Below are 26,304 nucleotides of genomic sequence, written 5' to 3'. Positions count from 1 at the left end.
TTAACCACAGTACAGTAATCAGGCTGAAACCGTTACTCATTTATTTATTACATACAAATGCCAGTTTGCTCTGTTTGTAATTTAACCGTGAGATTGAACCTTCACAAAAGCGTCTCAAATCAAGCCACTGTGATACCACTTCTGGCTCTGACAAACTGCGCTTATGAACTCGGTTATTAACCGCATAGGCCACAGTATCTTTATCAATTAAAGCAAAGTCTTGTACCGAGTCAGGTAATCTAAATAAATCACTAACTTCCTCTGTTTGCGGCATAAAGCGCGCAACCCAGTGTTGGTTATTTTTGTTATAACTAAATAAATAACTGTTTGTGTGCTTATCAAAAATTAAAGTACGGCCAATATCCCCAGCAATAATACGCGGTTTAGCAGCTGCAACACGAGTGTATTGCAATGTATGCGGCTCACCTAAGATAAACATGATGATATCTTCATCAGCGCCCCAAGCATGATAGCCAACCGGCTCAATCCATTCAAAAATTCGGCTCGCAGCTGGCTCTTCTGCTAATGGATACTGCCATAACTTTTGCTTGCCATCTGCTTCGACCACGATTGCAGACAAGGCTTGCTGATTTGGCATAAGCGTTGGCGAGTATTCACTGACGGGCGTGTTGGTGATATTCACGCTGCTCTTAGATGCAAAGTCATAAAACGCAATATCGGTTTGTGACTGGCCATTTTCGCCAACAACCTCATGGGTGTAGTAAAGCCCAGCATCAACTAAAAACGGTTGATTATTATACGTTTTATCATCGGTTACTCGCGACACCTGCATACCATATGGGGTGTCTAAGTCGGCAAGTAATATTTCGCTTTTAGGCATCGCTGCATGTGCGTGACTGGTAAAAAATGTCCCTGCTGCGACGAAAAGTAAAGACGAAATCAATTTCATGTTGTTCTCTCGTTTTAATTTTTATCAGCCCATGATAGCGTTAATTAATCCGCCAGTCACTTGACCTTACCATGCTCGACCTTTATAACTAGGACGTGTTCGTTTTTTATCAGTTTCTACTGATTGATTTTATGCACGATAATACCAAACGCGTTAAGGTACTGACCATTAAGCACAACAATGGTTAACTATTTAAGCCGATAGGTATCAACAATAACGAGAATAATTATGTCAGCTAAACACCCAATCATCGCTATTACCGGTTCATCTGGGGCGGGGACTACCACAACCACCAATGCAATTAAGCACATTTTTAGAAGCTTAAGCATTGATGCTGCCTTCATCGAAGGCGATAGCTTTCATCGTTATACACGTCCAGAAATGGATAAAAAGGTCCGTGAAGCACAACAAGAAGGCAAGCATATTAGCTACTTTGGCCGAGAAGCTAACGATTTTGGCGCTCTTGAGGAGCTTTTTTACCAATATGGTGAAACCGGGCAAGGTAAAATCAGACGCTACTTACATACTTTCGACGAAGCAGTTCCTTATAACCAATTACCGGGAACCTTTACACCTTGGCAAGATTTAGAATCAAATACAGATATCTTGTTCTATGAAGGTCTTCATGGTGGTGCTGTCGATGAGAATCATGATGTTGCTAAGCATGTCGATTTATTGATTGGCATGGTGCCTATTATCAACCTTGAGTGGATCCAAAAGCTCATTCGCGATACCTCGGAACGAGGCCACTCTCGTGAGGCGGTAATGGGCTCTATTGTACGTTCGATGGACGACTACATAAATCATATTACTCCTCAGTTTTCACGTACTCATATCAACTTCCAGCGAGTTCCTACTGTTGATACCTCAAACCCATTCAGCGCAAAAGACATTCCATCGCTAGACGAAAGCTTTGTTGTTATTCGCTTTCGTGGCATAGATGACGTCGATTTTCCGTACTATTTGAGCATGATTGAAGGCAGCTTTATGTCTCGTATCAATACGCTTGTGGTGCCTGGAGGCAAAATGGGCTTAGCAATGGAGCTTGTGCTAACCCCGTTGATCAAAGATATTATTTTGAAAAAACGCGCTCTTGAAAATTTAGCCCCGGTTGACTTGCCGATTTAACTCACTCGGGTACACTGCTGACTCTGGTAAAACAATGGAGTCGTCGGCTTGAAAGAAACATTACGTGTTATTGTTGGTTCAAAGAACCCCGTTAAAATTAACGCGGCTAAACATGTCTTTAGTCTTTATTTCCCAAATCATACGATTGAATGCAAAGGTGAACATGCGCCATCTGGCGTGCCTGATCAACCGCTAGGTGAAGATGAAACCCGCATCGGTGCTGAAAATCGTGTTAAGTATTGCCAAGATCACTTTGACGCCGACTTTTATGCAGCAATGGAAGGTGGCGCAGAACAATTTAGTTATGGCGCAGCAACCTTTGCCTTTGTGGTGATTGCAAACAAGCAACAATTTAGCGTTGGTCGCAGTAGCAACCTGCCATTACCGCAACCTTTTTACGATGCATTGCTGGCAGGTAAAGAGTTGGGTGATGTCATGGATGAGGCATTCAATACTGTTAATATCAAACAACAAGGTGGTGCTATTGGCTTATTGACCAATCACCTTGCTACGCGTGAAAGCACTTATGTACAAGCGCTGACACTGGCCATGGCGCCATTTTTACACCCAACCCTATTCAATCAGTAATTAGGATAACCATGAAGTATAGCCACGTATTATTCGATGCAGATGAAACGCTTTTTAGCTTTAATGCATTTGAAGGTTTAAAAGTGATGTTTGCACATTACGGCGTAGAATTTACTGAGTCAGATTATCATCATTACCAAGCAACCAATAAGCCGCTGTGGGTTGCATATCAAAAGCACGAAATTACCGCCAGTGAACTACAGATAACTCGCTTTACCGAGTGGGCAAATAAACTCGATGTGCCAGCAAAAGCACTTAACGATGGCTTCTTAGACGCTATGGCCTCTATTTGTGTGCCGCTACCTGGTGCGGTTGAATTACTCACAAAATTGAAGCCACACGCCAAGCTAGGCATTATTACCAATGGGTTTGCTAAGTTACAACAAAAACGCCTAGAGCACACTGGGTTACAGGATATGTTCGATTGGCTCGTTATTTCAGAGTTAGTCGGTAAAGCAAAGCCTGCCCCTGAGATTTTTCAGCACACATTCCAATTAATGGGCAATCCGCCAAAAGAGCAGATTTTAATGGTGGGTGATACCGCTGCTAGCGATATTTTAGGTGGTCACAATGTTGGTATCGACACATGTTGGTTACAACACCCTGGAGTTGAGCTACCTGAGGGTATTAAACCTACATATCAAATCAATCAGTTGGTCGAGCTTGAGGCTATTCTAGGCTTATAATTCTTGATAATAGTTTGGCAAAAAAAATGACGCTTAAAGCGTCATTTTTTATAACTGTAATATGCTTGCGATTAAGCTGTCGCTACTTCTAAGCCTGGTGCTGGCATAGTCACTGGGGTATCGAAAGTTGCCCATTCCCATGCTGACTCAGTCGCCATAATTTTACGAAGTAGTTTATTGTTTAAATCATGGCCTGATTTATAAGCCGTGATTTTACCTAGAATGTTGTGGCCAGTCATAAACATATCGCCCACACAGTCTAAGATCTTGTGTTTAACAAACTCATCGCTATAACGTAAGCCGTTTGGATTCAGTACTTTAAACTCATCCAATACAACTGCGTTATCCATGCTACCACCTAATGCTAGGTTGTTAGCGTGCATATACTCGATATCTTTCATAAAGCCGAAAGTACGTGCGCGGCTGATTTCTTCAGTGAAGCTTTGTGCCGTGATATCTAAACCGATACGTTGGCGGCTTTCATTGATTGCTGGGTGATCAAACGCAATTTCAAAATCGATGTGGAAACCATCGTATGGTTCGATCTCAGCCCATTTATCGCCTTCTTCAATACGTACTTTTTCTTTAATACGAATAAAGCGTTTAGCTGCATTTACTTCTTTAATGCCGCCTTTTTGTAACAAATAGATGAATGGTAATGCACTACCATCCATGATTGGTACTTCTGAGCTATCTAATTCAACAATTAGATTATCAATACCCATTGCCGCTACCGCCGCAATAAGGTGCTCAGTCGTTGATAAACGAACGCCATCTTTGTTTGTTAAACAGGTACACAGTTGCGTATCACCAACGGCTTCTGGGTTGTTTCAAAATCAACAACCGGATCAAGGTCTACGCGACGAAATACTATCCCAGTATTTGCGCTCGCAGGTCGGAGAGTAATAGTGACCTTCTCACCTTTATGAAGTCCAATTCCTATGGCTTTGACTACTTCTGCAATCGTACGCTGTTTAATCATAGGTTCGCTCACTTATAGTTACAGTTAGACGGCGAATTGTATCATAAATACATCCAGCTGCCAATTTGTTTATTTATCGAACAAAATTACCAACAAAAACTGTCTTAGTCAGCTTGCTTTCTTAGGAAAGCAGGAATGTCGAAGTAATCGCCACCCTCTGATTTATCAGACTTTTTGCTGCTCTCAGTGCTGCTAGATACTGAGCTGCTCGCTGTACTTTGTTGTACTGGCTCTTGCTTTTCAGACGCAGATGACATGCTTACGTCATCGCTGCTGCCTTGACTTGCAAAGCTTGGTACATACATGCTGCTAGTCGTTTGGTTCATTGAGCTGTGTACATCAGAACCTGATGCTTTCTTAAAGCCATTATCAACAATACCAAACTGTGGACGACGATCGCCGCCTAAACCTGTTGCAACAACCGTTACACGTAACTCGTCGCTCATTTCAGGGTCAATTACCGCACCTACAACCACTGTTGCGTTTTCTGACGCAAGTGCTTTAACGTGGTTACCAACAATTTCAAATTCTTCAATCGCAATATCCATACCTGCGGTGATATTAACTAGGATACCTTTAGCACCTGTTAAATCAACATCTTCAAGTAATGGGCTTGAAATAGCCGCTTCAGCTGCTTCTTGCGCGCGGTCTGGACCAGACGCTGATGCTGTTCCCATCATCGCAGTGCCCATCGCTGACATTACTGTACGTACGTCTGCGAAATCCACGTTGATTAGACCAGAACGTGTAATTAGCTCTGCAATACCTTGTACCGCACCAAATAACACGTCATTCGCTTTTGCGAAGGCATCTAATAGTGTAGTCCCTTTGCCTAAAACTTTAAGCAATTTATTGTTCGGAATTGTAATAAGTGAGTCTACAGTTTCTGACAATTCATTAATGCCTTGTTCAGCAGCTGCAGCGCGCTTTTTACCTTCGAAGTCAAATGGGCGTGTTACTACAGCAACCGTTAGAATACCTAACTCTTTAGCAATTTTAGCAACTACTGGTGCAGCACCGGTACCCGTACCACCGCCCATACCTGCAGCGATGAACACCATGTCAGCGCCTTCAAGGCTGGCACGGATAGTATCAGCGTCTTCTTCAGCAGAGTTACGACCCACTTCAGGGTTTGCACCCGCACCTAGACCAGAGGTGATTTGTGTACCTAGCTGTACTGTTACATCAGCCGACGAATTACGTAATGCTTGTGCATCTGTATTCGCGGCAATGAAACGTACGCCTTCAATTTGTTGTTTTACCATGTGCTCAACAGCGTTACCGCCGCCACCGCCCACGCCAATTACTTTAATGACAGCTTCTTCGCTGTGCTGTTCCATCATATCAAACATGTTTACTCTCCGACTTGAGTCTTAAAACTCACCTTGGAACCATTTAGTAATACGGTTCCACCAATTATTATCACCTTCCGCTTTCGACTTTTGTGCATTCATCGATTGCATTGTACGGCCGTATTGTAACAAACCAACCGCGGTCGCGTACGAAGGATCATCTACATAATCTGTCAAACCAACAATCCCGATTGGTTTGCCAATTCTGACCGGCATTTGGAAAATGTCTTCTGCCACTTCCATTGCACCCGTCATTTTTGCTGTTCCGCCAGTAATGACGAGACCTGCAGCAATTTGGTCTTCAAAACCTGAGCGGCGTATTTCTTCCATCGCCAACTCGAATAATTCTCTAAAACGTGGCTCCACAACCTCAGATAAGGTATGACGCGACATAATGCGCGCAGGACGACCACCCACACTCGGCACTTCAATCGTGTCTTCGTTGCTTGCCATTTGGCTACTAGCACACGCATATTGTACTTTGAGTGACTCAGCATGTGATATAGGTGTTCTAAATATTTTTGCAATATCACCAGTCACTTGGTTACCAGCTACCGGAATAACGGCTGAGTGACGAAGCGCACCATTAATATAAATGGTGATATCCATAGTGCCGCCACCAATATCTAACACAGCCACACCCAGTTCTTTTTCATCATCTGTAAGGACTGAATAACATGATGCCAGTGCTGTAAAGATCAACTGATCGACTTCGAGACCACAACGCTCAACGCACTTTTCGATATTCTTTGCCATATCATTTGAGCAAGTAATGATGTGCGCGCGAGCTTCCATACGAACACCGCTCATTCCAAGTGGGTTTTTAATCCCCTCTTGCATATCAATGCTGTACTCTTGTGGCAGTGCATGCAGCATTTTGCGCTCTGCTGAAATTGGCACAGAGCGAGCAATGTGAATCACATTTTCGATATCTTCATCAGTTACTTCAGTGTTGTTAATCGCAACGACACCACTTTCGTTTTGGCACTGGATGTGTTTTCCAGAAATACCTAAATAAACAGAGCTGATACGGCAATCAGCCATCAACTCTGCTTCGTCTATTGCGCGACGAATCGATTCAGAAACAAGGTTAAGGTCGTTAACGCCGCCTTTATCCATACCATGCGATACTTGGCTGCCAACACCCACAATGCTTAGTTTGTTATCTGCGGTGATTTCACCAACGGTGGCCACAACTTTCGATGTGCCAACGTCTAATCCAATCACTAGGTTTCTTTCTGCTGACTTGGTCATGCCTTACTCTTATTTTCTAATTGTTCTTCTTGCACTGGCTTCCAGCTCACCGCAAGACCGGTATCATACCGTAAATCAACAACATCGATTTGTGCATCTGCACGTTGTTCCATGCGCGGATACACGTCAATAAAACGTTGTACACGCTTTGCTTTTTCTTTGCGGCCTAAGTTCAGGCGAATGCCGTTATCAAGCCATAACTGCCACGAAAAACGCTCTGATAGCGCTAAACTTGTCAGCTCTAAATTATTCACTTTAAGCATTTCTTGAAATTGACGAAATGCAGTCCACGCTTCGATTTCACTGCCTTCAGGGCCGTAAAGCTGCGGCAAAGTAGTAGGTAATTTATCACTACTGGCCTGAAACACTTCGCCTGCTTGGTTTAGCAGTAAATCACTGTTCCAGTGCGCTACAGCTTGGTGTTCAACAACATAAACCTGTAAGGTATCTGGCCATTGTTTTCTGACCGAGGCCGTTGCCACCCAAGGTAAGCTTTGCACTAAGCGTTGCACATGTTTTACGTCTAATTCAAAAAAACTCGATAAGTCGGCTTTTTTTATTGCACCAATAATTGCTTTTTCATCAGTATATTGGGGCTGACCAAGTACTGATAAATGCTTTATTTGTGCGTCTTTATTTTCGACCAACCAATCAGAGACGCCCGTGGTGATTTTCACTAATGCAAAAATCACCACTAGAAAAAAGCTCACACCAAAAATCAACGACCAATTTAGCTGTTGTTTTAATTGTTGCGCTTTTTCTAAAAAAGGATGCATATTAAAGTGTTTGCTCCAAAATGCGAACAACTAATTGCTCAAAGCTTGCCCCATTTGCTTTTGCCGCCATTGGTACTAAAGACTTTTCTGTCATGCCTGGTACCGTATTTACTTCTAATAAGTAAAAGTTTCCTTGCTGATCACGCATTGCATCAACACGGCCCCAGCCACTTGCACCGACTAAATCAAACGCTTTTAATGCCATATCTTGCAACAATTCAGTTTCTTGCGCAGATAAATCTGCTGGGCAATGGTACTGAGTTGTATTTGATTGGTACTTAGCTTGATAGTCATAAAAACCATTCGGCGTCGTCATTTCAATCACTGGCTGAACATCTTGCCCAAGTACCGCGACAGTAAATTCACGGCCAGTGATCCACTGCTCTACAAGCACTTGGCTATCAAACTTAAATGCAGCATTTAATGCAGCATCGAGTTGCTCTGCGCTACTTGCTTCTGCCATACCAATGCTTGAGCCTTCATGTGACGGTTTGACCATCACTTTGCCAAATTCATTAATAATCGCTTGGCTATCAAATTCATAACGGCTATCAACAACGGTATAAGGCGAGGTGCTTAAGCCCATCGCTTTGAACAAGTGTTTACAACGCACTTTGTCCATCGCAAGTGCAGAGCCAAGTACATCACTACCGGTATAAGGAATACCCATAAATTCAAGCGCACCTTGAATGGTACCATCTTCACCACCACGACCATGAAGAGCAATGAATACACGTTCAATGTTTAATTCTTTTAATTGCCATAACGGCTGATCTTTTGGATCAAAAGCAATGGCGTCAACGCCAACACTTTGCAAAGCGTTCAATACGGCTTGGCCAGATTTAAGAGAAACTTCTCGTTCGGCAGATGTGCCACCAAAAAGTACCGCTACTTTGCCAAATTTGTCGCTTAACTGGCTCATACATTTACCTGCTTTAGTTGTTCAATAGACAAGTTGGTTGCTGCTAACTTTTTCACTAACTGGCCTATGTTACCAGCGCCTTGTGTTAAAACTAAATCATTATCTTGCATAATATCAGCAAGGACACCGGCAAGCTCAGAGCTACTAGCAACATGCAGTGGCTCTTTGCCACGCTGACGTAAACTACGACATAAACTCTTACTATCAGCACCTACAATTGGCTCTTCGCCTGCTGAGTACACATCAAGGAGTAATAGCTGATCAACATCAGCAAGCACTTTGACAAAATCTTCGTACAAGTCGCGAGTACGACTATAACGGTGCGGCTGGTAAACCATCACTAAACGTTTATCTGGCCACCCCTCACGAACCGCAGCAATTGTCGCTGCAACTTCAGATGGATGATGGCCATAGTCATCAACTAACATCACATTGCCACGCTCATTTTCAAACGTACCATAATGTTGGAAGCGGCGGCCTACACCTTCAAACTTTGCAAGTGCCTCTAAAATTGCATGGTTCGCAATGTTTTGATCTTTAGCCACTGCAATCGCCGCAGTCGCGTTAAGCGCGTTGTGTTTGCCCGGCATATTAAGCGTGACAGCCAAGCTTTCACCTTGCTTATTCACTACACTAAATGAGCAGGTATTCGCTGTTTGGCTAAAATCAAGCATACGGTAATCAGCTTCGGCCGATTCACCATAGGTAATAACAGGGCGTCCAAAACGCGGGATCAGCTCTGCCGCAACTTCAGAATCAATACACACCACTGCTAAACCATAAAACGGTAAGTTATGAATGAAATCAACATAGGTGTCTTTCATTTTTTCTAAGCTACCGCCGTACGTATCCATGTGATCTTCTTCGATATTCGTGATCACCGATACCATAGGCTGTAAATGTAAGAATGACGCATCACTCTCATCAGCTTCTGCAATTAAAAAGTCACTTTTACCAACCTTGGCATTACTTCCTGCACTATTTAACAAGCCACCAATAATAAATGTTGGATCAAGGCCAGCTTGCGCATAAATGCTCGCGATTAAACTCGTGGTTGTGGTTTTACCATGAGTGCCTGCTACCGCAATACCGTGGCGAAAACGCATTAGTTCAGCCAGCATCTCAGCACGGCGAACAATAGGAATACGCGCCGCTTTAGCCGCTTTAATCTCAGGGTTTTGCTCATTTATAGCACTTGATACCACCACAACGCTGGCATCTTTTACATTGTTTTCATCATGACCAATAAATACTTCTGCACCCACTTGAATTAAGCGCTCAGTCATTGCACTGTGCGCAATATCTGAGCCTGTGATGCGGTAGCCTTCAAAAGCAAGTACTTCGGCAATTCCACCCATGCCTGCACCACCAATCCCAACAAAGTGGATGGTGTCGATACGACGCATCGCAGGACGAGTGTTGTTTTCTTTCATCGTGCTTTCTTTCACTACTAATCTCTTCTATCTGCTAGTTGCTCACAGCGTTTTGCTACATTGGCTGTGGCATCTAAAATAGCAAGTTGTTTTGCTTTACTTGCCATTGTTGAAATTTTTTCTGGTGCGTTTACGTACGGTGTTAATAACTCAACGACCGCAGTTTTGTTGAACTCGCTTTGCTGCATAATCAGCGCGGCATGTTCTGTCACTAAATATTTTGCATTGGCAGTTTGATGGTCGTCGACAGCATGTGGGAAAGGCACAAATAATGCCATTCGACCCGCTGCGGCAATCTCACTGACCGTTAACGCACCAGCGCGGCAAATTACCAAATCGGCCCATTGATATGCACTATCCATATCATCAATGAATTCAGCAACTTTGCTATTTTCAGCTAATCCTAACTGTTGATAGCTCGCAGTCACATTCGGTTCATTATTTTTACCTGTTTGGTGCCATATATTAAGCGTTGTTAGCGCTGAAAGTTCACTGAATACAGCAGGTAAAGTCTCATTAAGTACCTGCGCACCAAGTGAACCACCCACCACAAGCACATTGATCGGTGTCGTTGTTTGCTTGGCGGTGACATTTGCAACACTGGCTCTGACCGGATTACCCACCACTTCACATTGTTCTTTTGCAAAAGCCGATGGAAAAGCGGCTAACACTTTATTGGCAAACTTTGCTAACCAGCGGTTACTCATACCTGCAACCGCATTTTGCTCATGAATAACCAAAGGAATACCTAAGCTCTTTGCTGCAATCCCCGTAGGTCCGGTCACATAGCCACCCATAGCAAGAACAACATCAGGCTTTTGTGCTTTTAAAATTTTACGTGCTTGAAAAATCGCATTCATCACCATAAATGGCGCTTTAATCAAGCGTTTAATTCCATTACCACGCACACCTTTCACATTGATAAAATCAATCTCAATGTTGTGTTTAGGAACCACAGTGGCTTCCATTCTATCAGGCGTACCAATCCAGCTAACTTGCCAGCCTTGTTGCTTTAAAAAGTCAGCAACAGCAATACCTGGGAAAATATGGCCACCGGTACCACCTGCAACTACCAGTAATTTTTTACTCATCGCTTACCTCCACGAGAGGTAGCCTGCTTAGTCGCCATTTTTGTCTCAAAATCTATTCGCAAAAGTACACCTGTTGCTATGGTCATAATTAATAAGCTTGAACCACCGTACGAAATAAACGGTAGCGTTAAGCCTTTTGTTGGTAAAATACCTGCACTTGCGCCAATATTTACCATGGTTTGAAACGCAAACCAGATACCAATAGCAAAGGCAAAATAGCCTTCGTACTCTTTGCCACATTTAAGCGCTTTTTGACCAATCAGCAAGGCTCTGAATACAAACACACCGAGCACCATCAAGATACTCACTACGCCAAAAAAGCCGAGCTCTTCACCAATCACAGCAAAAATAAAGTCATTATGTGCTTCTGGTAGATATTGCAGTTTTTGTACGCTATTACCTAAGCCTTGACCAAACCAGCCACCTTGGCTGTATGCCATTAGCGATTGTACTAACTGATAACCTTTACCGAATGGATCTTCCCATGGCTCTAAAAAGCCTGTAACACGAGCCATACGGTATGGTTCAGCAATAATCAAAACCACAACGGCTGCTATACCCGTTAAGATAAGACCAAAAAACTGCCATAACTTAGCGCCGGCTAAAAACAGTAAGCCTACAGTAGTCACAAACAACACCACCACGGTGCCTAAGTCTGGTTGCATTAAGATCAAAAACGCATACACACCAAACACAGCTAATGGCTTAAAGAAACCTTTTAAGTTCTCTTGCACTTCTTCACGTTTACGCACTAAGTAACCAGCAATGTAACTAAAGAAATACAACTTCGCAGCCTCGGCTACCTGAAAACCAACTGGGCCGATTGGTATCCAACGCTTTGCGCCATTCACTTCACGGCCAACAATCAGCACCAAAACGAGTAAACCTAAACCCAGTAATAATAAATAAGCGTTACTGCGTTTCCACCAATCCATAGGCACATTAGTGGCAATCCAAAACAAGAAAAAGCCCATGATTAAAAACATGCTATGACGAATAATAATGTGGTACGGATTATCAAAAATTCGCTCGGCAGTTGGCATTGACGCACTGGTTACCATCACAAAACCAACACCTATCAACATAAACATGCAATACAGCAACGGCACATCATAAAGTTGTGGCGATTGCTTTGGTGTTAATGCTTCACGGATGTCAGCAAATGCGATCATACTGCCTCCGCCAATACGCACTGCGCAAAGTCATCGCCACGTTGCATATAGTTGTTATACATATCGATGCTGGCACAAGCAGGTGCTAATAAAACGATATCGCCGCTGCTGCTTAGCTGTTTAGCTAACTGCACAGCTTCAAGCATGTTGGTGGTTAGGTGGCCTTTTTCGGTTAATGCCACAAGTGCTTTAGCATCCTTACCAAAACAAATAAGCGCTTTCACTTTGTCATTTAAATAAGGCTTCAAGGCATCTAAATCTGCCCCTTTTGCATCACCACCGGCAATCACAACTAGTTGCTTTGCTTGATCAGCTAAGCTTTCAATCGCAGCGATAGTCGCACCAACATTGGTCGCCTTTGAATCGTTAAAGTATTTCACTTCATTAATTTCGGCGACAAACTGGCAACGATGGGCAAGTCCAGTAAATGTACTAAACGCTTGCTGATAATGCGCTGTAGAGATGCTAAACGGGCTCAATAACGCCATCACCGCGAGCGCATTTTGTTGGTTGTGCGAGCCAACAACTTGCAAACAGCTTGCAGGCAACACAGGTTTACCGTGTGCTGCAAAGTATTGCTCACCGTGATGTTCAACCAAGGCAAAATCTGCATTGGCAAGTGCAAAGCTCACTTGAGGTTGCTTTGCAGTGTGCGTTGCCACATCAATGGCATTGACTACCGCAAGTTCAGAGCCGTTATAAATACTTTGCTTAGAGTCAATGTATGCTTGGTAGCTTGGGTAACGATCAAGGTGATCTTCACTCACATTCAAGACACAGGCACTTTTTGCTTTTAAGCTGTGCGTGGTATCAAGTTGAAAACTCGACAGCTCAAGTACATACACATCGTAGTCTTGCGAGAGTAAATCAAGCACCGCAGTACCAATGTTGCCACCAAGGCCAACTTTATAACCAGCCGCTTTAAGCACTTCAAACGCCAATGTAACCACTGTCGACTTACCATTTGAGCCAGTCACCGCGACAATCGGCTTATCCGTCAATCGAGCAAAAAGCTCAACATCACCAATCACTTCAACACCAGCATCAATTGCCTTTGCTACAGCGGGTGTAGCGAGGCTTAAACCTGGGCTGATGATAATAATGTCATTGCTGGCTAAGTCTGCCTGCTCTAAGTCACCAAAGTGAGTCGTTAACTCACTGGCATGCTCATTTAGCCAATCAGCACCCGGCGGCGCTGTGCGGCTATCAACAACAATTGGCTTAATATTCTGAGACAATAAAAAACGCACAATGCCCAGACCGGTTACACCGAGTCCGAGCACTGAAATTTGTTTGTTTTTAATCTCGTTAATTACTGTCATTTACCTGATCTTTAATGTCGCAAGGCCAGCAAGTACTAGCACGATTGAAATAATCCAAAAGCGCACAATAACGCGCGGCTCAGGCCAACCCTTTAATTCATAATGGTGGTGAATAGGCGCCATTCTAAAAATACGTTGACCACGTAATTTGTATGAACCTACTTGTAAAATCACCGATAATGCTTCCATTACAAACACACCACCCATGATGATAAGTACCAGTTCTTGGCGAACCAGCACCGCAATAATACCCAAAGCACCACCCAGTGCTAATGAGCCTACATCACCCATAAATACCTGTGCTGGGTAGGTGTTAAACCATAAGAAACCAAGTCCAGCCCCGACAATCGCAGTACACACAACCACAAGCTCACTGGCGAGCGGTAAATGCGGAATATGTAGGTAGCTTGAGAAATTAACGTTACCAGTTAAGTAAGCAATAATGGCAAGTGCTGCCGCTACTAAAATGGTTGGCACAATCGCTAAACCATCAAGGCCATCTGTCAGGTTTACCGCGTTCGACGTACCTACAATTACAAAGTAAGTCATCACGATATAAAACAAGCCAAGTTGTGGTAACACGTCTTTGAAAAACGGCACAACTAATGAGGTTTCGCTGCCTTGCTGCGAGGTAAAATAAAGCGCACTGGCAACCACTAACGCAATCACTGATTGCCAAAAGTATTTCCACTTCGCAATTAAGCCTTTAGGGTCTTTGCGGATCACTTTACGGTAGTCATCAATAAAGCCAACCACACCTAACGAGCCCACTACAAATAAGGTTGCCCAAACATATTTATTTGAAAGGTCTGCCCACAGTAAAGTGCTAGTAAAAATCGCCGCTAAAATCAAAATGCCGCCCATAGTTGGGGTGCCTTTTTTAGATAGGTGAGACTCTGGGCCATCGTGACGAACCACCTGACCAATCTGCATTTTTTGTAATGCACGAATTAGCTTAGGACCAAAATAAAGTGAGATAAGCAGTGCTGTTAAAATACCTAAAATCGCGCGCAGCGTAAGGTAAGAAAAAACATTAAAGCCACTGTAATACTGTGTTAAATACTCTGCCAGCCAAACTAACATGACGATACTCCATTGTTGCCATCTTGCTGGCTATTTACTAAATCTTCGACCACTAGCTCCATACGAGAACTGCGCGAACCTTTGACAACAACCGTGGTTTTTTGCATCGATTGGGCAAGCACACTTTGTAATTGTTGTAATAATTGTTCACGACTTGAGAAGTGGCGGTTTGGCTTTTCAAATACATCACTGGCTGATTTACTTAATACGCCTAAGCTATAAAGCTCATCAATGCCTTTTTGCTGTGCATACTCACCGACTTGTTGATGATAAAAGCGCGCTTCTTCGCCAAGCTCTCCCATATCACCTAACGCAAAAATACGACGACCCGGCATATCACTTAATAAATCAATTGCTGCTTTAACCGATTGCACATTCGCATTATAGGTATCATCAATCACCGTCAAGGTATCTGATACTTTAAGGACGTTAACGCGGCCTTTAACTTCGCCCATGGTCGCCAGCGCTGATGCAACGCTTTCAAGGCTTACACCCAACTCAGTGGTTAAGGCAGTTGCAATTAACGCATTAGCAATATTATGTTTGCCCGGTAATGCGAGCGTAACAGGTACTTTTTTATCTTTATTACAAAGCATGAAAGAAGCGCGCGCTTGTTCATCAAGCACCACATCTTCCGCCCAATAATCTAATTGTTGGCTAGTAGAAAAGCGTTTTACATTGCGTTCAGTTAATTTATCAAGCCAAAAATCGGCAAAGTCGCTGTCGCAATTGACGATAGCAACCCCATTAGGCTTTAAGCCGTCATAGATTTCGCCTTTTGCCGTTGCAACACCTTGTAATGAGCCAAAGCCTTCTAAGTGAGAAGCCGCAACATTACATACCACAGCAACATCAGGTTTTGTCATTGCAACGGTGTAAGCTATTTCACCAATGTGGTTTGCACCTAACTCAATCACCGCATATTGGTGTTGTGGTTCAAGGCGTAATAATGTCAGCGGTACACCAATGTCATTATTAAAGTTACCTTTTGTTGCCAGTACTTCGCCGTGACCAGATAAAATCGCCGCACACATTTCTTTAACGGTCGTTTTACCAACGCTACCTGTGATAGCAATTGTTTTTGGTGCGACCTGTGCCATCACAGCGGCGCCAATTTGGCCAAGCGCAATACGTGTGTCACTGACCACAAACTGCACAATATCGACATTAACAGGACGCGCTACAATGGCAGCTATCGCCCCTTTTTCTTTTGCTTGCGCAACAAATTTATGCCCATCAAAATTAGGCCCTTGTAGTGCTAAAAACACTTCACCGTCGCACAACGTGCGGGTGTCAGTGTTAATATTTTTTACCGTTTGATTACCACTTTGGTAATCGGTTGCTAGAACATTTGCTAGCCAATCAAAATCCATAGGGATCATAACTGCGCCCCTTGCGATTTTTCTTTTAATTGTTGTTGTACATATTGACGATCGCAGAAGTCGATTCGTTGGTCGCCAATGATTTGATAGTCTTCGTGGCCTTTACCTGCAATAAGAATGACATCATCAGCCCCCGCTTGTGCGATGGCATAGCTAATAGCTTGTGCGCGGTCTGCTTCACAATGTGCTCGTTCAGGCTGTTCAAGCCCTGCAACTACATCTGCGATAATAGCGTCTGGGTCTTCACTTCTTGGGTTATCACTGGTGATAATAATACGGTCTGCATTACCTTCAGCAGCTTTTGCCATCATCGGGCGCTTGCCTTTGTCTCTGTCGCCACCACAGCCAAACACACAGCTCACGCCACCTGGAACATGTTTTTGCAATGCTTGTAATGCCAGTGCTAATGCATCAGGAGTGTGGGCATAGTCAACAATACAAGTCGGTTGACCTGGCGCACTAAATGCCTGCATACGCCCTGCTACAGGCTGTAATGTTTTACACCCTTCAACAAGTAAATTAAGCGGGTAACCCATACCTAATAAAGTGGCCATTGCAGCGGCTAAGTTATAAAGGTTAAATTCACCAAATAGCGTACTGTTAACTTCAGCTTGTCCCCAACTGGTATCGAACTTCGCCGAAATACCGGCGTTATCATAAGTTACATCGCTGAAATAAACAAAACGTGCGTTTTCAGGTGGTAAATTTTTATGTCCATAACAAATCAGGTTATTAAAGTCGTATTTATCTAACCATGCTTCAACTTGCGCATCGTCTTGATTAAGCACTACAAGCTCAGGCATATGGTCACGCATTAACATCAACTTCGCATCACCATAGGCATCCATCGTGCCATGATAATCTAAGTGATCGCGTGAAAGATTAGTAAACACTGCAGCTTTAAATTTACACTGTTCAACACGTTGCTGAACTAAGCCATGAGATGAGACTTCCATAGCCACAACATCATTCTGCTCTGCAACAAGTTCAGATAAAATACGTTGTAAATCAACACTCGATGGTGTGGTATTTGCCAGCTCAGTCAAGTTATCTGGATGCCCATAACCAAGCGTACCAATCACAGCTGCACGTTTATGACAGTGCTGCGCTAAGTGTGCGATCATTGCTGTGGTAGTTGATTTACCATTGGTGCCTGTCACACCCACTAAATCCAGCTGCTTTGATGGCTGTTGGTAAAAAGCAGCTGCAAGTGCAGGCAGCTTTTTCGCTAAATCGGTTACTAAATAAAGTGGTTCAAAATCACTTTCGAACTCACATAAACGGTCGGCAATGACTGCCACCGCACCATTTTCAATAGCTTTTTCAATAAACTGTCCGCCATCAAGTTGATGGCCTTTTATGGCAACAAACACATCGCCAGCTTTGACATCTCGGCTATCAAGACGTAGTTGATTGACCACTAAACTATTGGCCTCAACATCAATATGATTAAGAATCGGTTTTAAATCACGCATCGTTATCTTTGCCTTCTACGTACGCAACCGCATCTTTGTCCGGTGCAACGTTGAGAATTCTTAAGGCATTGGAGACAATCTCTGCAAATGCAGGACCTGCCGTCGCACCGCCGTAATAAACATCTCCACCCGGTTCGTTAATCATTACTACTACCGCTAAACGTGGGTTACTCGCTGGTGCAAGGCCAGCAATATAGCCGACGTACTCGTCACCGTAACCACCTACCGCGGCTTTTTTAGAAGTACCTGTTTTTGCTGCTGCGCGATAGCCATCAACATGAACCTTTTGCGCGGTACCGCCTTTCTCAAACACGCTTTCCATCATGTGAACAACAGCTTCAACGTCTTTTTGCTGAAAAACTCGCTCACCTTCAGGAATTGACTCTTGTTTAAGTACCGTAAGCGGACGCATCACGCCACCTGAACCTAACATCGCATAAAAGCGCGCCATTTGTGCGGTGCTTACAGCGAGGTTATAGCCAAATGATAATGCGGCAATTTCATGATCTGACCAGCGGCGATTTGGATAAAATAAACCACTGCTTTCACCAACCATGCCCGTGCCACTGTCGCTGCCAAATCCGACTTTTTCATACAGGCTAACAAAGTAGTCTTTTGGTAGTTCTTGACTCACCTTTGTTACACCCATATTACTTGAATACTTTAAGATTTCTCTTAACGTCATCTTGCCGTGATTACGGGTATCTTGTACTAGGCTTCCGCCAACGCGCATCCAGCCAGGAGAAGTATCAACGATTGAATCCGGTTGAATTGTGCCGTAGTCTAAACCAGCTAAAATGGCTAGCGGCTTAACAGTTGAACCAGGCTCAAACAAATCGGTAATTGCACGGTTGCGACGCTTATGTGGAGCTGCATCTGATAAGTTATTTGGGTTAAACGACGGGCTGTTCACCATGGCTAACACTTCGCCGGTTTTAACATCTACAACCATAGCCGAGCCTGAGGTCGCTTTGTACGATAAAACGGCTGATTTTACCGCTTTGTAGGCAATTGCTTGAATACGCTGGTCGATGCTTAAATGAATGTTCTCTGGTTCTACACGCTCACGTTCATCGAGCACTTCGACTTCACGGCCTTGCGCATCTTTACGAATAGTACGTTGCCCTTCAACACCGGTTAACGATTTTTCATACAGCTTTTCAATCCCTTCGATACCATGACCATCAATGTTGGTGAAACCAATAACATGAGCTGTCACTTCACCAGCTGGGTAATAACGTTTTGACTCATCCAGCAAATGAATACCTGGTAAACGAAGGTCACCAATATAGTTAGCAACGGCAGGGGTAACCTGACGTTTTAGATACACAAAACGACGTTTTGGGTTATCACGTAGGCGAGAGTTAATTTTACTAGGTTCAATACGTAATACATCAGCAAGCTCACGCCAACGAATATCATTGCTGTAATAAGCAGCAATACGTTTATCTAATTCAACTGTGTTTTCTGCAAGTGCTTGTTGGTCTTCGCCGTTTTTGCGAGCTTGACGAAGAACTTTACTGATCAGTGATTTATGTAGCGCTTTAGGATCAGCATACACACTCACTACAGGCACACTCACTGCCAATTCTTTGCCATTGCGATCGAAGATCATGCCACGCTGCACATGTTGTTTTTCAACTCGTACAGTACGTTTATCACTTTCTGAACGGGCTTTGTCCGGTTCAATCACTTGTAAAAAAGCGGCACGCGCAACCAGCGTCATAAAGACTAAAAATACCACAGAGCACACAAGCAAAAAGCGCCATGTGATTAAGGTATTAGTTGGCTTTTTCCCTCTGCTTCTCATCGCAGTATTACCACCTGTTCGTCTTGGCTGGTTGGCCGTTTCATTTCTAATTGCATGGTTGCTACTTCTTCAATGCGCGCATGCTGCGAATAAAACTCTTCTTCTACGAGCAAGTAACGCCACTCTAAATCGAGCTCATCGCGTTCTTGCAATAATTTGTCTTGTGTTATCAGCTGCTGACGCGCTAAATGCGTCACCTGAACCACACTCAAGCTTGATGCGAGGATCACAACCAACAAGGCCAAGGTCAGCTTATTAGCTCCTAGGCCTTTAAAAATCTCGATAAATAAATTGGGTTGGCGATGTGTCGCTTTAGCTTTCATTACAACCTCTGAGCTACCCTTAACACTGAGCTACGTGAACGCGGGTTCGCTTCAATTTCCGCCTTACTTGGCTTAATGGCTTTACCCACTGCCTTTAACGTCAGGTTTTTGTTTATTTGTGCGTCCGTCAAAGGCAGACCTCTGGGTATCGCCTCTCCCTTACTCTGTTTTTTAATAAACTGCTTAACAATGCGATCTTCTAACGAGTGGAACGAAATAACCACTAAACGTCCACCAGGTTTTAACACCTCAACAGCGGCTTGCAGTGCAGTTTGAATTTCTTCAAGCTCACTGTTGATATAAATACGGATCGCTTGGAATGTTCGTGTAGCTGGGTGTTTATGTTTATCTTTCACTGGCACCGCTTCATCGACTAAGTCAGCAAGCTGCTTAGTGCTGATGATCGGTGTATGCTCACGTGTTTCAATAATTTTATGAGCAATACGACGACCAAATTTTTCTTCGCCGTAGGTTTTAATCACATGAGTAATATCTTCAAGTTCAGCTTCTGCTAGCCATTGTGCCGCACTGCGACCACTGGTTGGGTCCATACGCATATCAAGCGGGCCATCTTTCATAAAACTAAAGCCACGCTCAGCATCATCAAGCTGTGGTGAAGAAACGCCGATATCTAACAGAATACCGTCAACCTTGCCGATTAAATCGTTATCTTCGGCAACCGTTTTAAGATTTGAAAAGCGAGTGTGAGCAATCGAAAAACGTGCATCATCAGCAAATTTTTCGGCAGCTTTAATAGCTTGTGGGTCTTGGTCAATCGCTTGTAAGCGACCTTGCTCACTTAATCGCGCAAGAATTTGTCCAGAGTGTCCACCGCGACCAAATGTGCCATCCATGTAAATGCCTTCGGGTTTTATATCCAAAGCATCTATGGTTTCGTCCATCAGTACAGAGACATGTTCAAATTGCGCTGTCATTAGCTATTTTTTGCCTTTTTATTATTGTGGTTAGAGTGAAAAGTTATCAAATTCAGGATTCGCCTCAAAATCGCCTAGGCGTTCAATTTCAGTATCTTGGCGCATTTGTTCATGCCAACGATCTTCATCCCAAATTTCAAACTTGTTCATCAAGCCAACCAACATGATTTTTTTTCCAAGTTCTGCATGTGCGCGTAACGACGGCGCCAGCAAAATTCGGCCATTTTTATCTAGTTGATACTCTGTAGCGTTACCGAGCAACATACGTTGCATACGGCGAGCGCGTGGATTCATGTTCGAAATTTTTAATAATCGTTCTTCAATTTCGAGCCATTCTGCTAACGGATATAACCACAAACACGGTTCGTTTAAGGCTACAGTGCAAATAACCGTTCCCTGATCTTCAGACAAGATCGCATCTCGGTACTTTGTAGGTACCGCAAAGCGTCCTTTATCATCCAAACTCAGAGAGCTCGCACCCCGAAACATAGCTTGCCTTAAAAATTAGGTTGTTAATCGTTAATGATTATTTCCGATCCAGTTTGATCCACTAAAAACCACTTTTTACCACAGTGCTCCAGTTTAGGGCTTGACAAGCCTTTTTGTCAAGTAAGCAGATCATCATAAGCGCCTTGTGAAGCCAGAAAAAATAAGGGCTCGGGCAAAGCCTATGAATTACGTGGGAAAAAGTGGTAAACATCGAAAAAAAATTTTTTTTCTATTTTCTTGGCTATGTATTAGGGAAAAATGGTTAATGAATGACCAATGAATAATTACAAAAATTTCTTATTCTGTAATTTTTACTTATTCACCCTGCAAGAGTTACGAGCATCCTCCAACCAACGGCTGATTTAAAAACATAACGCATTGAAAAAATTAACTTTTACTATTTGGTATGAAGGTTGCGACAGGTTAACTACCAATTAAGTGGCAATTTTTAAGGAATGATTATGACTACCGCAACTTCAAAATCGAACTCAAGTACAGCAACTAATGGCAGTGCACAATCGAACGCGGCTCAAGTAGAGGCGCCATTCACAGAAAAAGCAACAGAAGCAGCGCACCATGCTGTAGATGCATTATCATCGCGTGCAGCAAGTGCTGAGCACAGTGTTCGTCAAGGTGCATCGAGCTCAGCTCAAACGCTTTCTGAAAAGCAAGCTATAGCACGCGCTAAAATTAATGAGTACAGTGGTAAAACTCGTAAGCTTGCATCAGAGAACCCACTTGCGACAGCAGGTATTGCATTTGCAGCAGGCATGCTAGTAACCGCACTTATTCGTCGTAAGTAATCGTTATGCAATCTTCTCAATCTACAGATGAGAAAACGCAAGATGCCACTGATCAGCCGTTAAACGCTGATCAGTGGCAAGATCATCTTGCCAAATTATCTGACTATGCCAAACAGCTTTATATTGACTACCGCAAGCAAACGGGGCTTTGCAAACAGCTTGCCGCAGCGGAGTGGCGCTTATCAACACGCTCACTCGCCTTAACGATAATCTTACTCGTCTGTTTTGCTGGGGGGTTAGTGCTGCTATGGGCTGGCTTACTTGCCACTGTAGGTATCGCGATATTTAGCTTTAGCCAATCATTGTGGTTATCTGCTGTTTCATTGATTGTTTTACAATTGATTTGTCTTACATGGCTTTGGAAAAACATTGGTTATGTCAGCAGTAAAATTGGTTTTGATCATACGCTCAAGAGCGTTCGTCAGTTACTGAATATTAATAAGAATGAATAATGTTAATTGATTATTTTATCAACAAGCCACAGCATAAAGTCAGTGAGCTTAGTCATCAAATGGATTTACAAGATGAGCTTAAACGTCAGCATCATCAAGCATTTAATTACCGCCTGAAACGTTTTGCTGTCAGTAAGGTGGGTATTGCCAGTGCCTTTACGGCAGGTATGGGCTACGAAGCGCTCAATGATCCACAGCCAAAAAGCAGCAAACTGAAACAAATTGGTCGTTTTAGCTGGTTACTGCGTTTGTTGTGATCTTTATCATGTAAAGTGTGCATTTTACTTCTCTTTTCCAGCCATTTTCATTACTTTAAACACACACTAGCTATTTGTGGAAACCTAAGGTGAAAAAAAGGATTGTATTAACAGGCGGACCTGGTGGTGGCAAAACAACAGCCATCGATTTATTAAGACGTGAGTTTTCAAAACAAATTGTCGTGGTGCCAGAGTCTGCGACCATGCTTTTCAGTGGTGGTATAGAACGAGGCGATTCAGCTCATCTTATCAAAGCCCATCAACAAGCTATCTTCAGCTTACAAAAACACCTTGAACATATTCAGCGAACCATGCACCCAGATCGTTTAATGCTTTGCGATCGTGGTAGCTTAGACGGCCTTGCCTACTGGCCTGGTGAAAAAGATGAGTTTTTTCAGTGTTTAAACACCAGCCTAGAAATCGAACTTAACCAGTATGATGCGGTGATCTTTTTTGAAACGGCTGCTAAATCTGGGCAGAGTATTCATTCTAATAACCCAGTAAGAAACGAATCTGATCAACAAGCCATATTGCTTGATGACAAACTACAAGCTGTTTGGTCTCAGCACCCTAACTTTAATTTAGTGAAAAGTTCAGAGTCATTTATTCAAAAGGTGATGTTTGGCATCGACACCATCCGCAAGGTCATGGATAGTTATAACTAACAGTTTAATCAAGCCATTAAACTGTTAGTTATCTGGTCTATTAACCACGATTATGTGGTCGAGCGTAGTCTATATCAGGCCCTTTTGGCACAACTTGAGTTGGGTTGATCATGGTGTGGCTAAAATAGTAATGACGTTTTATATGATAAAAATCAACGGTCTTACTTACACCTTCAACTTGATATAACTCACGCAAATAGTTGCTGATCGCCGGATAGCTCTCGATAGTACGCAAATTACATTTAAAGTGGCCCACATAAACACTGTCGAAGCGAATTAAAGTAGTAAATAAACGCCAGTCGGCCTCTGTCAGTGTGTCACCCACTAAATAACGATTAGCTGTTAAACGTTGCTCAATCTTATCTAGAGCGGCAAAGAGATTATCAAAGGCTTCTGTATAAGCTTCTTGCGTTGTCGCAAAGCCAGCACGATACACCCCGTTATTAATATTGTGATAAACAAACTCATTAACTTCATCAATTTCAGAGCGCAACGATTGCGGATAAAAGTCGCGTTCATTACCTGTAAGGCCATTAAACGCGCTATTAAACATTCTGATAATTTCAGCAGATTCGTTACTAACAATACGCTGCGTTTTTTTATCCCAAAGCACGGGAACCGTAACACGACCTGAATAATCTGCTTTGTTACGCGTATAAATTTGATGCATACAGTCGCTATCGAAAAGTGCATCACCTGTGCTGTGATTATCTTTATCAAAGGTCCAGCCATGCTCTAACATGTCAGGGCTTACAACCGACACACTAATATAATCTTCAAGGCCTTTTAAATGGCGAAAAATCAAAGTGCGATGAGCCCAAGGGCAAGCTAAAGAGACATAAAGATGGTAACGATCTTTTTCAGCTTTGAAGCCCGCATCACCGCTTTGCCCTGCACTGCCATCTGCGCTAACCCAGTTACGTAACTGGGCTGCCTCACGTTTGAACTCACCTTGATTGTTATCAGTGTCGTACCATTTATCTTGCCATTGGCCATTTACTAGTAATCCCACAATAACCTCCTATAGTGTGCCAAATTTACCTAGCTGATAGTCACGTACAGCTTGCTGTAACTCAGCTTGGGTTGTCATTACAAACGGGCCCATATGAGCGATTGGTTGCTTAAGTGGCTCACCGGCTAAAATCAAAACGCCAGCCCCCGTTTGCGAGTTAAACTCAATGTCACTGCCAGGCTCTAAAATTAATAAGCTACCCGCTTTAACTGGGCCGCCTTGCTCAGTATGAATTTCTCCAGTATGGATATAAATCATCACCTTCGTTTGTGTAAGCGGTGTATGATAAAACTGCGTACCAGCCGGTAAAGTCACATCAGCAAGCATGCCGTCAGCTGCGAGGTCTTGTAAGCTAGATACCTGCTCTTCCCCGGCAAATTGCCAGCTTCCTGCCAACGCTTTAAGCTCAACACCCTGCTCATTTTGAGTCGTTGGCGCTGGCGCTTCAGTGGTATCTTGATATCGCGGCGCTCTTAGCTTCTCGGCACTTGGCATATTGAGCCAAATCTGAAAGCCGTGCATGCCTTCTTTGGCATCTGCTAATGGCATTTCACTGTGGATCACGCCAAAACCGGTACTCATCCACTGCACATCACCAGCGCGAATCGCTTTTTTGTTACCCATTTGATCTTGGTGCTCAAAGCCACCTTTAATAATGTACGTAAAGGTTTCAATACCACGGTGAGGATGCGCAGGAAAGCCGCCCATAAAATCACTGTGATCATCAGACTTCAGCTCATCGATCATTAAAAAAGGGTCTAAATACTTGCCATCAAAGCCTGGAATACGGCTGATGTTTACACCATCACCATCTTGTGTGGCATGGCTATTTAATTGTTGAATCACTTTCATAACTTTACTCCCGTAAATTGTATGAAATGATTGTAGGCGCTAATTTAACTAACAACCATGAGTAAAATTCGCACTAATCATTCTATTTATGAGAATGCTCATTTTGTTGTCTGGTTAACCTATCAGCCACTGTTGCCCCGCGATCTCCCACTTCTTTGTCTGGCCCTATAGTGCTATCGACTAAGGTTTGTTGCTCGGCACTGGCATTAATGGCCGCACCAAAAATAATGATGTATGCGCTGATATAAAGCCACATCAACATGATCACCACACCCCCTAACGATCCATAGGTTTCGTTATAACTTGCAAATTGCGATACATAATATGAAAAACCGATTGATGCGATGATCCACAGTAAGGTGGCAAGCATTGAGCCTGGGGTGATCCAGCGCCATTTGGCAGGCGTTCTGTGAGGCGCATAACGATATAAAAATGCTAAAGCGCAATTAAAAATAATGGCTAATAGTGGCCAAGTAATAAGCTGAATCATTAAATCGATAAGCTCAGTTAAACCAACTAAATTAAGCACTATTGGCAAAATACCAATGATCAATAACGCCACCAGCGCAACCACAATAGCACCTAACGAAAATAAAAAACGCACCACTAATGCCATAAAAAACTGGCGCTTATTGCGCTGATGATAAGTAATGTTGCAGGCAGTGATCAGTGCTTGGCAGCCTTTACTACTACTCCAAACCGTTAATAACAAGGTCCCTATGGCGCTGACACTTAATACCTTTTGTGATTGCTGAGTGATGCCACTTACTTGCAGCAAAATAATGTCGCGGCTACTTGCAGGTAAAATGGCAATCACTTTATCGAGTTGATCATAAATATCGGTTGGCGAAGCAAAATAAGCATACACAGAGACTATGGCCGCCAGCGCAGGGAAAATCGCCAACAAGGCATAAAACGCCACACCTGCCGCCACGAAAGATAAATTGTCTTGTGATAGGTTGTGATAAACCCGCTTACTGATATCCCACCAACCGCGAATTGGGATCTCCATCGGTGAGCGAGCGTGGTAACCACGATTGTCCTTACTCATAAACGACCTAAATAATTGCCTTTAACACTCTCAAGCTGCAAACAACTTGCCAGTAATAATGGCGTCTGAATTGCATTAAGCTACGCTTATAAAAACACT

26 protein-coding genes and 1 pseudogene are annotated in these 26,304 nt (G+C 43.3%); 7 read left to right on the top strand and 20 right to left on the bottom strand.

Features of this window, described 5'->3' with window-relative positions; genetic code table 11:
* Nucleotides 1-40 precede the first annotated feature (40 nt).
* A complete protein-coding gene (locus C2M25_RS00820) occupies nt 41-910 on the bottom strand; it encodes a hypothetical protein (RefSeq protein WP_105180145.1) in 870 nt (289 codons plus the stop codon).
* Nucleotides 911-1,138: 228 nt separating this feature from the next.
* On the opposite strand from C2M25_RS00820, the gene C2M25_RS00815 reads away from it, so the two are divergent.
* From C2M25_RS00815 to yjjG, 3 genes are read left to right on the top strand one after another with little or no spacing between them, the layout of a single operon-like run.
* Nucleotides 1,139-2,038 carry a phosphoribulokinase gene (locus C2M25_RS00815; RefSeq protein ID WP_054561042.1) on the top strand — a complete coding sequence of 300 codons (900 nt, stop codon included), beginning with the start codon at nt 1,139-1,141 and terminating at the stop codon, nt 2,036-2,038.
* A gap of 48 nt (nt 2,039-2,086) precedes the next feature.
* Nucleotides 2,087-2,626, top strand: a complete 540-nt coding sequence (gene yjjX / locus C2M25_RS00810; protein WP_063702590.1) for an inosine/xanthosine triphosphatase — start codon at nt 2,087-2,089, stop codon at nt 2,624-2,626.
* 11 nt (nt 2,627-2,637) lie between these two features.
* Nucleotides 2,638-3,312 (top strand): pyrimidine 5'-nucleotidase, encoded by a 675-nt coding sequence (yjjG, locus tag C2M25_RS00805; RefSeq protein WP_105180144.1) that lies wholly within the window; start codon nt 2,638-2,640, stop codon nt 3,310-3,312.
* Between the two features lie 71 nt (nt 3,313-3,383).
* Here the strand turns inward: yjjG and lpxC are convergent.
* The 16 genes and pseudogenes from lpxC to mraZ all read right to left on the bottom strand — a co-directional run bounded on the left by lpxC (nt 3,384) and on the right by mraZ (nt 21,113).
* Nucleotides 3,384-4,294, bottom strand: a pseudogene (gene lpxC, locus C2M25_RS00800) (UDP-3-O-acyl-N-acetylglucosamine deacetylase).
* A 104-nt stretch (nt 4,295-4,398) separates the two neighbouring features.
* On the bottom strand, nt 4,399-5,646 hold the full coding sequence (ftsZ, locus tag C2M25_RS00795; protein ID WP_063702594.1) for a cell division protein FtsZ: 1,248 nt from the start codon (nt 5,644-5,646) through the stop codon (nt 4,399-4,401).
* 21 nt (nt 5,647-5,667) lie between these two features.
* On the bottom strand, nt 5,668-6,900 hold the full coding sequence (gene ftsA, locus C2M25_RS00790; RefSeq protein ID WP_063702596.1) for a cell division protein FtsA: 1,233 nt from the start codon (nt 6,898-6,900) through the stop codon (nt 5,668-5,670).
* Nucleotides 6,897-7,676 carry a cell division protein FtsQ/DivIB gene (locus C2M25_RS00785; protein ID WP_105180143.1) on the bottom strand — a complete coding sequence of 260 codons (780 nt, stop codon included), beginning with the start codon at nt 7,674-7,676 and terminating at the stop codon, nt 6,897-6,899. The genes ftsA and C2M25_RS00785 overlap by 4 nt, the downstream gene beginning before the upstream one ends.
* Before the next feature lies 1 nt (nt 7,677).
* Complete coding sequence (locus tag C2M25_RS00780) at nt 7,678-8,598, bottom strand: D-alanine--D-alanine ligase (RefSeq protein ID WP_105180142.1); 921 nt, start codon at nt 8,596-8,598, stop codon at nt 7,678-7,680.
* Complete coding sequence (gene murC / locus C2M25_RS00775; RefSeq protein WP_370626057.1) at nt 8,595-10,031, bottom strand: UDP-N-acetylmuramate--L-alanine ligase; 1,437 nt, start codon at nt 10,029-10,031, stop codon at nt 8,595-8,597. The genes C2M25_RS00780 and murC overlap by 4 nt, the downstream gene beginning before the upstream one ends.
* A gap of 17 nt (nt 10,032-10,048) precedes the next feature.
* A complete protein-coding gene (gene murG, locus C2M25_RS00770) occupies nt 10,049-11,122 on the bottom strand; it encodes an undecaprenyldiphospho-muramoylpentapeptide beta-N-acetylglucosaminyltransferase (RefSeq protein ID WP_105180141.1) in 1,074 nt (357 codons plus the stop codon).
* Entirely contained in the window at nt 11,119-12,294 is a 1,176-nt protein-coding gene (ftsW, locus tag C2M25_RS00765; protein WP_063702606.1) for a cell division protein FtsW, read from the bottom strand. Before ftsW ends, murG begins: the two co-directional genes overlap by 4 nt.
* Entirely contained in the window at nt 12,291-13,616 is a 1,326-nt protein-coding gene (gene murD, locus C2M25_RS00760) for a UDP-N-acetylmuramoyl-L-alanine--D-glutamate ligase (RefSeq protein WP_105180140.1), read from the bottom strand. The genes ftsW and murD overlap by 4 nt, the downstream gene beginning before the upstream one ends.
* Entirely contained in the window at nt 13,617-14,699 is a 1,083-nt protein-coding gene (mraY, locus tag C2M25_RS00755) for a phospho-N-acetylmuramoyl-pentapeptide-transferase (RefSeq protein WP_063702610.1), read from the bottom strand. It abuts the gene before it with no gap.
* The gene (locus C2M25_RS00750) at nt 14,693-16,081 is read right to left on the bottom strand and encodes a UDP-N-acetylmuramoyl-tripeptide--D-alanyl-D-alanine ligase (RefSeq protein ID WP_105174504.1); all 1,389 of its coding nucleotides are present in this window, start codon (nt 16,079-16,081) and stop codon (nt 14,693-14,695) included. Before C2M25_RS00750 ends, mraY begins: the two co-directional genes overlap by 7 nt.
* Nucleotides 16,078-17,556, bottom strand: a complete 1,479-nt coding sequence (gene murE / locus C2M25_RS00745; RefSeq protein WP_105174503.1) for a UDP-N-acetylmuramoyl-L-alanyl-D-glutamate--2,6-diaminopimelate ligase — start codon at nt 17,554-17,556, stop codon at nt 16,078-16,080. Before murE ends, C2M25_RS00750 begins: the two co-directional genes overlap by 4 nt.
* Nucleotides 17,549-19,366, bottom strand: a complete 1,818-nt coding sequence (locus C2M25_RS00740; RefSeq protein ID WP_063702616.1) for a penicillin-binding transpeptidase domain-containing protein — start codon at nt 19,364-19,366, stop codon at nt 17,549-17,551. The genes murE and C2M25_RS00740 overlap by 8 nt, the downstream gene beginning before the upstream one ends.
* Entirely contained in the window at nt 19,363-19,689 is a 327-nt protein-coding gene (gene ftsL, locus C2M25_RS00735; RefSeq protein ID WP_063702618.1) for a cell division protein FtsL, read from the bottom strand. The genes C2M25_RS00740 and ftsL overlap by 4 nt, the downstream gene beginning before the upstream one ends.
* Nucleotides 19,689-20,624, bottom strand: coding sequence for a 16S rRNA (cytosine(1402)-N(4))-methyltransferase RsmH (rsmH, locus tag C2M25_RS00730; RefSeq protein WP_063702620.1), 936 nt, complete (start codon nt 20,622-20,624; stop codon nt 19,689-19,691). The genes ftsL and rsmH overlap by 1 nt, the downstream gene beginning before the upstream one ends.
* Before the next feature lie 30 nt (nt 20,625-20,654).
* Entirely contained in the window at nt 20,655-21,113 is a 459-nt protein-coding gene (mraZ, locus tag C2M25_RS00725) for a division/cell wall cluster transcriptional repressor MraZ (protein WP_054552739.1), read from the bottom strand.
* A 461-nt stretch (nt 21,114-21,574) separates the two neighbouring features.
* Between mraZ and C2M25_RS00720 the strand changes: the two genes are divergently transcribed.
* The 4 genes from C2M25_RS00720 (at nt 21,575) to C2M25_RS00705 (ending at nt 23,290) form a co-directional block, all read left to right on the top strand.
* Entirely contained in the window at nt 21,575-21,916 is a 342-nt protein-coding gene (locus C2M25_RS00720) for a DUF883 domain-containing protein (protein WP_105180139.1), read from the top strand.
* 5 nt (nt 21,917-21,921) lie between these two features.
* Nucleotides 21,922-22,368, top strand: coding sequence for a hypothetical protein (locus tag C2M25_RS00715; RefSeq protein WP_105180138.1), 447 nt, complete (start codon nt 21,922-21,924; stop codon nt 22,366-22,368).
* Nucleotides 22,368-22,625 carry a hypothetical protein gene (locus C2M25_RS00710; RefSeq protein WP_063702626.1) on the top strand — a complete coding sequence of 86 codons (258 nt, stop codon included), beginning with the start codon at nt 22,368-22,370 and terminating at the stop codon, nt 22,623-22,625. The genes C2M25_RS00715 and C2M25_RS00710 overlap by 1 nt, the downstream gene beginning before the upstream one ends.
* 89 nt (nt 22,626-22,714) lie before the next feature.
* Complete coding sequence (locus tag C2M25_RS00705; protein ID WP_234003509.1) at nt 22,715-23,290, top strand: AAA family ATPase; 576 nt, start codon at nt 22,715-22,717, stop codon at nt 23,288-23,290.
* 40 nt (nt 23,291-23,330) lie between these two features.
* On the opposite strand, the gene C2M25_RS00700 is transcribed toward C2M25_RS00705, so the two are convergent.
* The 3 genes from C2M25_RS00700 to C2M25_RS00690 form a co-directional block, all read right to left on the bottom strand.
* Nucleotides 23,331-24,302, bottom strand: coding sequence for a glutathione S-transferase family protein (locus C2M25_RS00700; RefSeq protein WP_105180136.1), 972 nt, complete (start codon nt 24,300-24,302; stop codon nt 23,331-23,333).
* Between the two features lie 9 nt (nt 24,303-24,311).
* A complete protein-coding gene (locus C2M25_RS00695) occupies nt 24,312-25,154 on the bottom strand; it encodes a pirin family protein (protein WP_105180135.1) in 843 nt (280 codons plus the stop codon).
* A gap of 82 nt (nt 25,155-25,236) precedes the next feature.
* Nucleotides 25,237-26,205 (bottom strand): YihY/virulence factor BrkB family protein, encoded by a 969-nt coding sequence (locus C2M25_RS00690; protein WP_063702634.1) that lies wholly within the window; start codon nt 26,203-26,205, stop codon nt 25,237-25,239.
* Between the last annotated feature and the right edge of the window lie 99 nt (nt 26,206-26,304).

The sequence above is a fragment of the Pseudoalteromonas sp. T1lg21 genome (assembly GCF_002964625.1).
Classification (GTDB): domain Bacteria; phylum Pseudomonadota; class Gammaproteobacteria; order Enterobacterales; family Alteromonadaceae; genus Pseudoalteromonas; species Pseudoalteromonas gelatinilytica.
Note: the sequence above shows the minus strand (reverse complement) of the source record. Positions and strands in the feature narration are given on the sequence as shown.

What these genes read in the sequence shown, in the direction of transcription:
- C2M25_RS00820 (WP_105180145.1), bottom strand. Translation starts at nt 910, where the DNA reads ATGAAATTGATTTCGTCTTTACTTTTCGTCGCAGCAGGGACATTTTTT.
- C2M25_RS00815 (WP_054561042.1), top strand. Translation starts at nt 1,139, where the DNA reads ATGTCAGCTAAACACCCAATCATCGCTATTACCGGTTCATCTGGGGCG.
- yjjG (WP_105180144.1), top strand. Translation starts at nt 2,638, where the DNA reads ATGAAGTATAGCCACGTATTATTCGATGCAGATGAAACGCTTTTTAGC.
- ftsZ (WP_063702594.1), bottom strand. Translation starts at nt 5,646, where the DNA reads ATGTTTGATATGATGGAACAGCACAGCGAAGAAGCTGTCATTAAAGTA.
- ftsA (WP_063702596.1), bottom strand. Translation starts at nt 6,900, where the DNA reads ATGACCAAGTCAGCAGAAAGAAACCTAGTGATTGGATTAGACGTTGGC.
- C2M25_RS00785 (WP_105180143.1), bottom strand. Translation starts at nt 7,676, where the DNA reads ATGCATCCTTTTTTAGAAAAAGCGCAACAATTAAAACAACAGCTAAAT.
- C2M25_RS00780 (WP_105180142.1), bottom strand. Translation starts at nt 8,598, where the DNA reads ATGAGCCAGTTAAGCGACAAATTTGGCAAAGTAGCGGTACTTTTTGGT.
- murC (WP_370626057.1), bottom strand. Translation starts at nt 10,031, where the DNA reads ATGAAAGAAAACAACACTCGTCCTGCGATGCGTCGTATCGACACCATC.
- murG (WP_105180141.1), bottom strand. Translation starts at nt 11,122, where the DNA reads ATGAGTAAAAAATTACTGGTAGTTGCAGGTGGTACCGGTGGCCATATT.
- ftsW (WP_063702606.1), bottom strand. Translation starts at nt 12,294, where the DNA reads ATGATCGCATTTGCTGACATCCGTGAAGCATTAACACCAAAGCAATCG.
- murD (WP_105180140.1), bottom strand. Translation starts at nt 13,616, where the DNA reads ATGACAGTAATTAACGAGATTAAAAACAAACAAATTTCAGTGCTCGGA.
- mraY (WP_063702610.1), bottom strand. Translation starts at nt 14,699, where the DNA reads ATGTTAGTTTGGCTGGCAGAGTATTTAACACAGTATTACAGTGGCTTT.
- C2M25_RS00750 (WP_105174504.1), bottom strand. Translation starts at nt 16,081, where the DNA reads ATGATCCCTATGGATTTTGATTGGCTAGCAAATGTTCTAGCAACCGAT.
- murE (WP_105174503.1), bottom strand. Translation starts at nt 17,556, where the DNA reads ATGCGTGATTTAAAACCGATTCTTAATCATATTGATGTTGAGGCCAAT.
- C2M25_RS00740 (WP_063702616.1), bottom strand. Translation starts at nt 19,366, where the DNA reads ATGAGAAGCAGAGGGAAAAAGCCAACTAATACCTTAATCACATGGCGC.
- ftsL (WP_063702618.1), bottom strand. Translation starts at nt 19,689, where the DNA reads ATGAAAGCTAAAGCGACACATCGCCAACCCAATTTATTTATCGAGATT.
- rsmH (WP_063702620.1), bottom strand. Translation starts at nt 20,624, where the DNA reads ATGACAGCGCAATTTGAACATGTCTCTGTACTGATGGACGAAACCATA.
- mraZ (WP_054552739.1), bottom strand. Translation starts at nt 21,113, where the DNA reads ATGTTTCGGGGTGCGAGCTCTCTGAGTTTGGATGATAAAGGACGCTTT.
- C2M25_RS00720 (WP_105180139.1), top strand. Translation starts at nt 21,575, where the DNA reads ATGACTACCGCAACTTCAAAATCGAACTCAAGTACAGCAACTAATGGC.
- C2M25_RS00715 (WP_105180138.1), top strand. Translation starts at nt 21,922, where the DNA reads ATGCAATCTTCTCAATCTACAGATGAGAAAACGCAAGATGCCACTGAT.
- C2M25_RS00710 (WP_063702626.1), top strand. Translation starts at nt 22,368, where the DNA reads ATGTTAATTGATTATTTTATCAACAAGCCACAGCATAAAGTCAGTGAG.
- C2M25_RS00695 (WP_105180135.1), bottom strand. Translation starts at nt 25,154, where the DNA reads ATGAAAGTGATTCAACAATTAAATAGCCATGCCACACAAGATGGTGAT.
- C2M25_RS00690 (WP_063702634.1), bottom strand. Translation starts at nt 26,205, where the DNA reads ATGAGTAAGGACAATCGTGGTTACCACGCTCGCTCACCGATGGAGATC.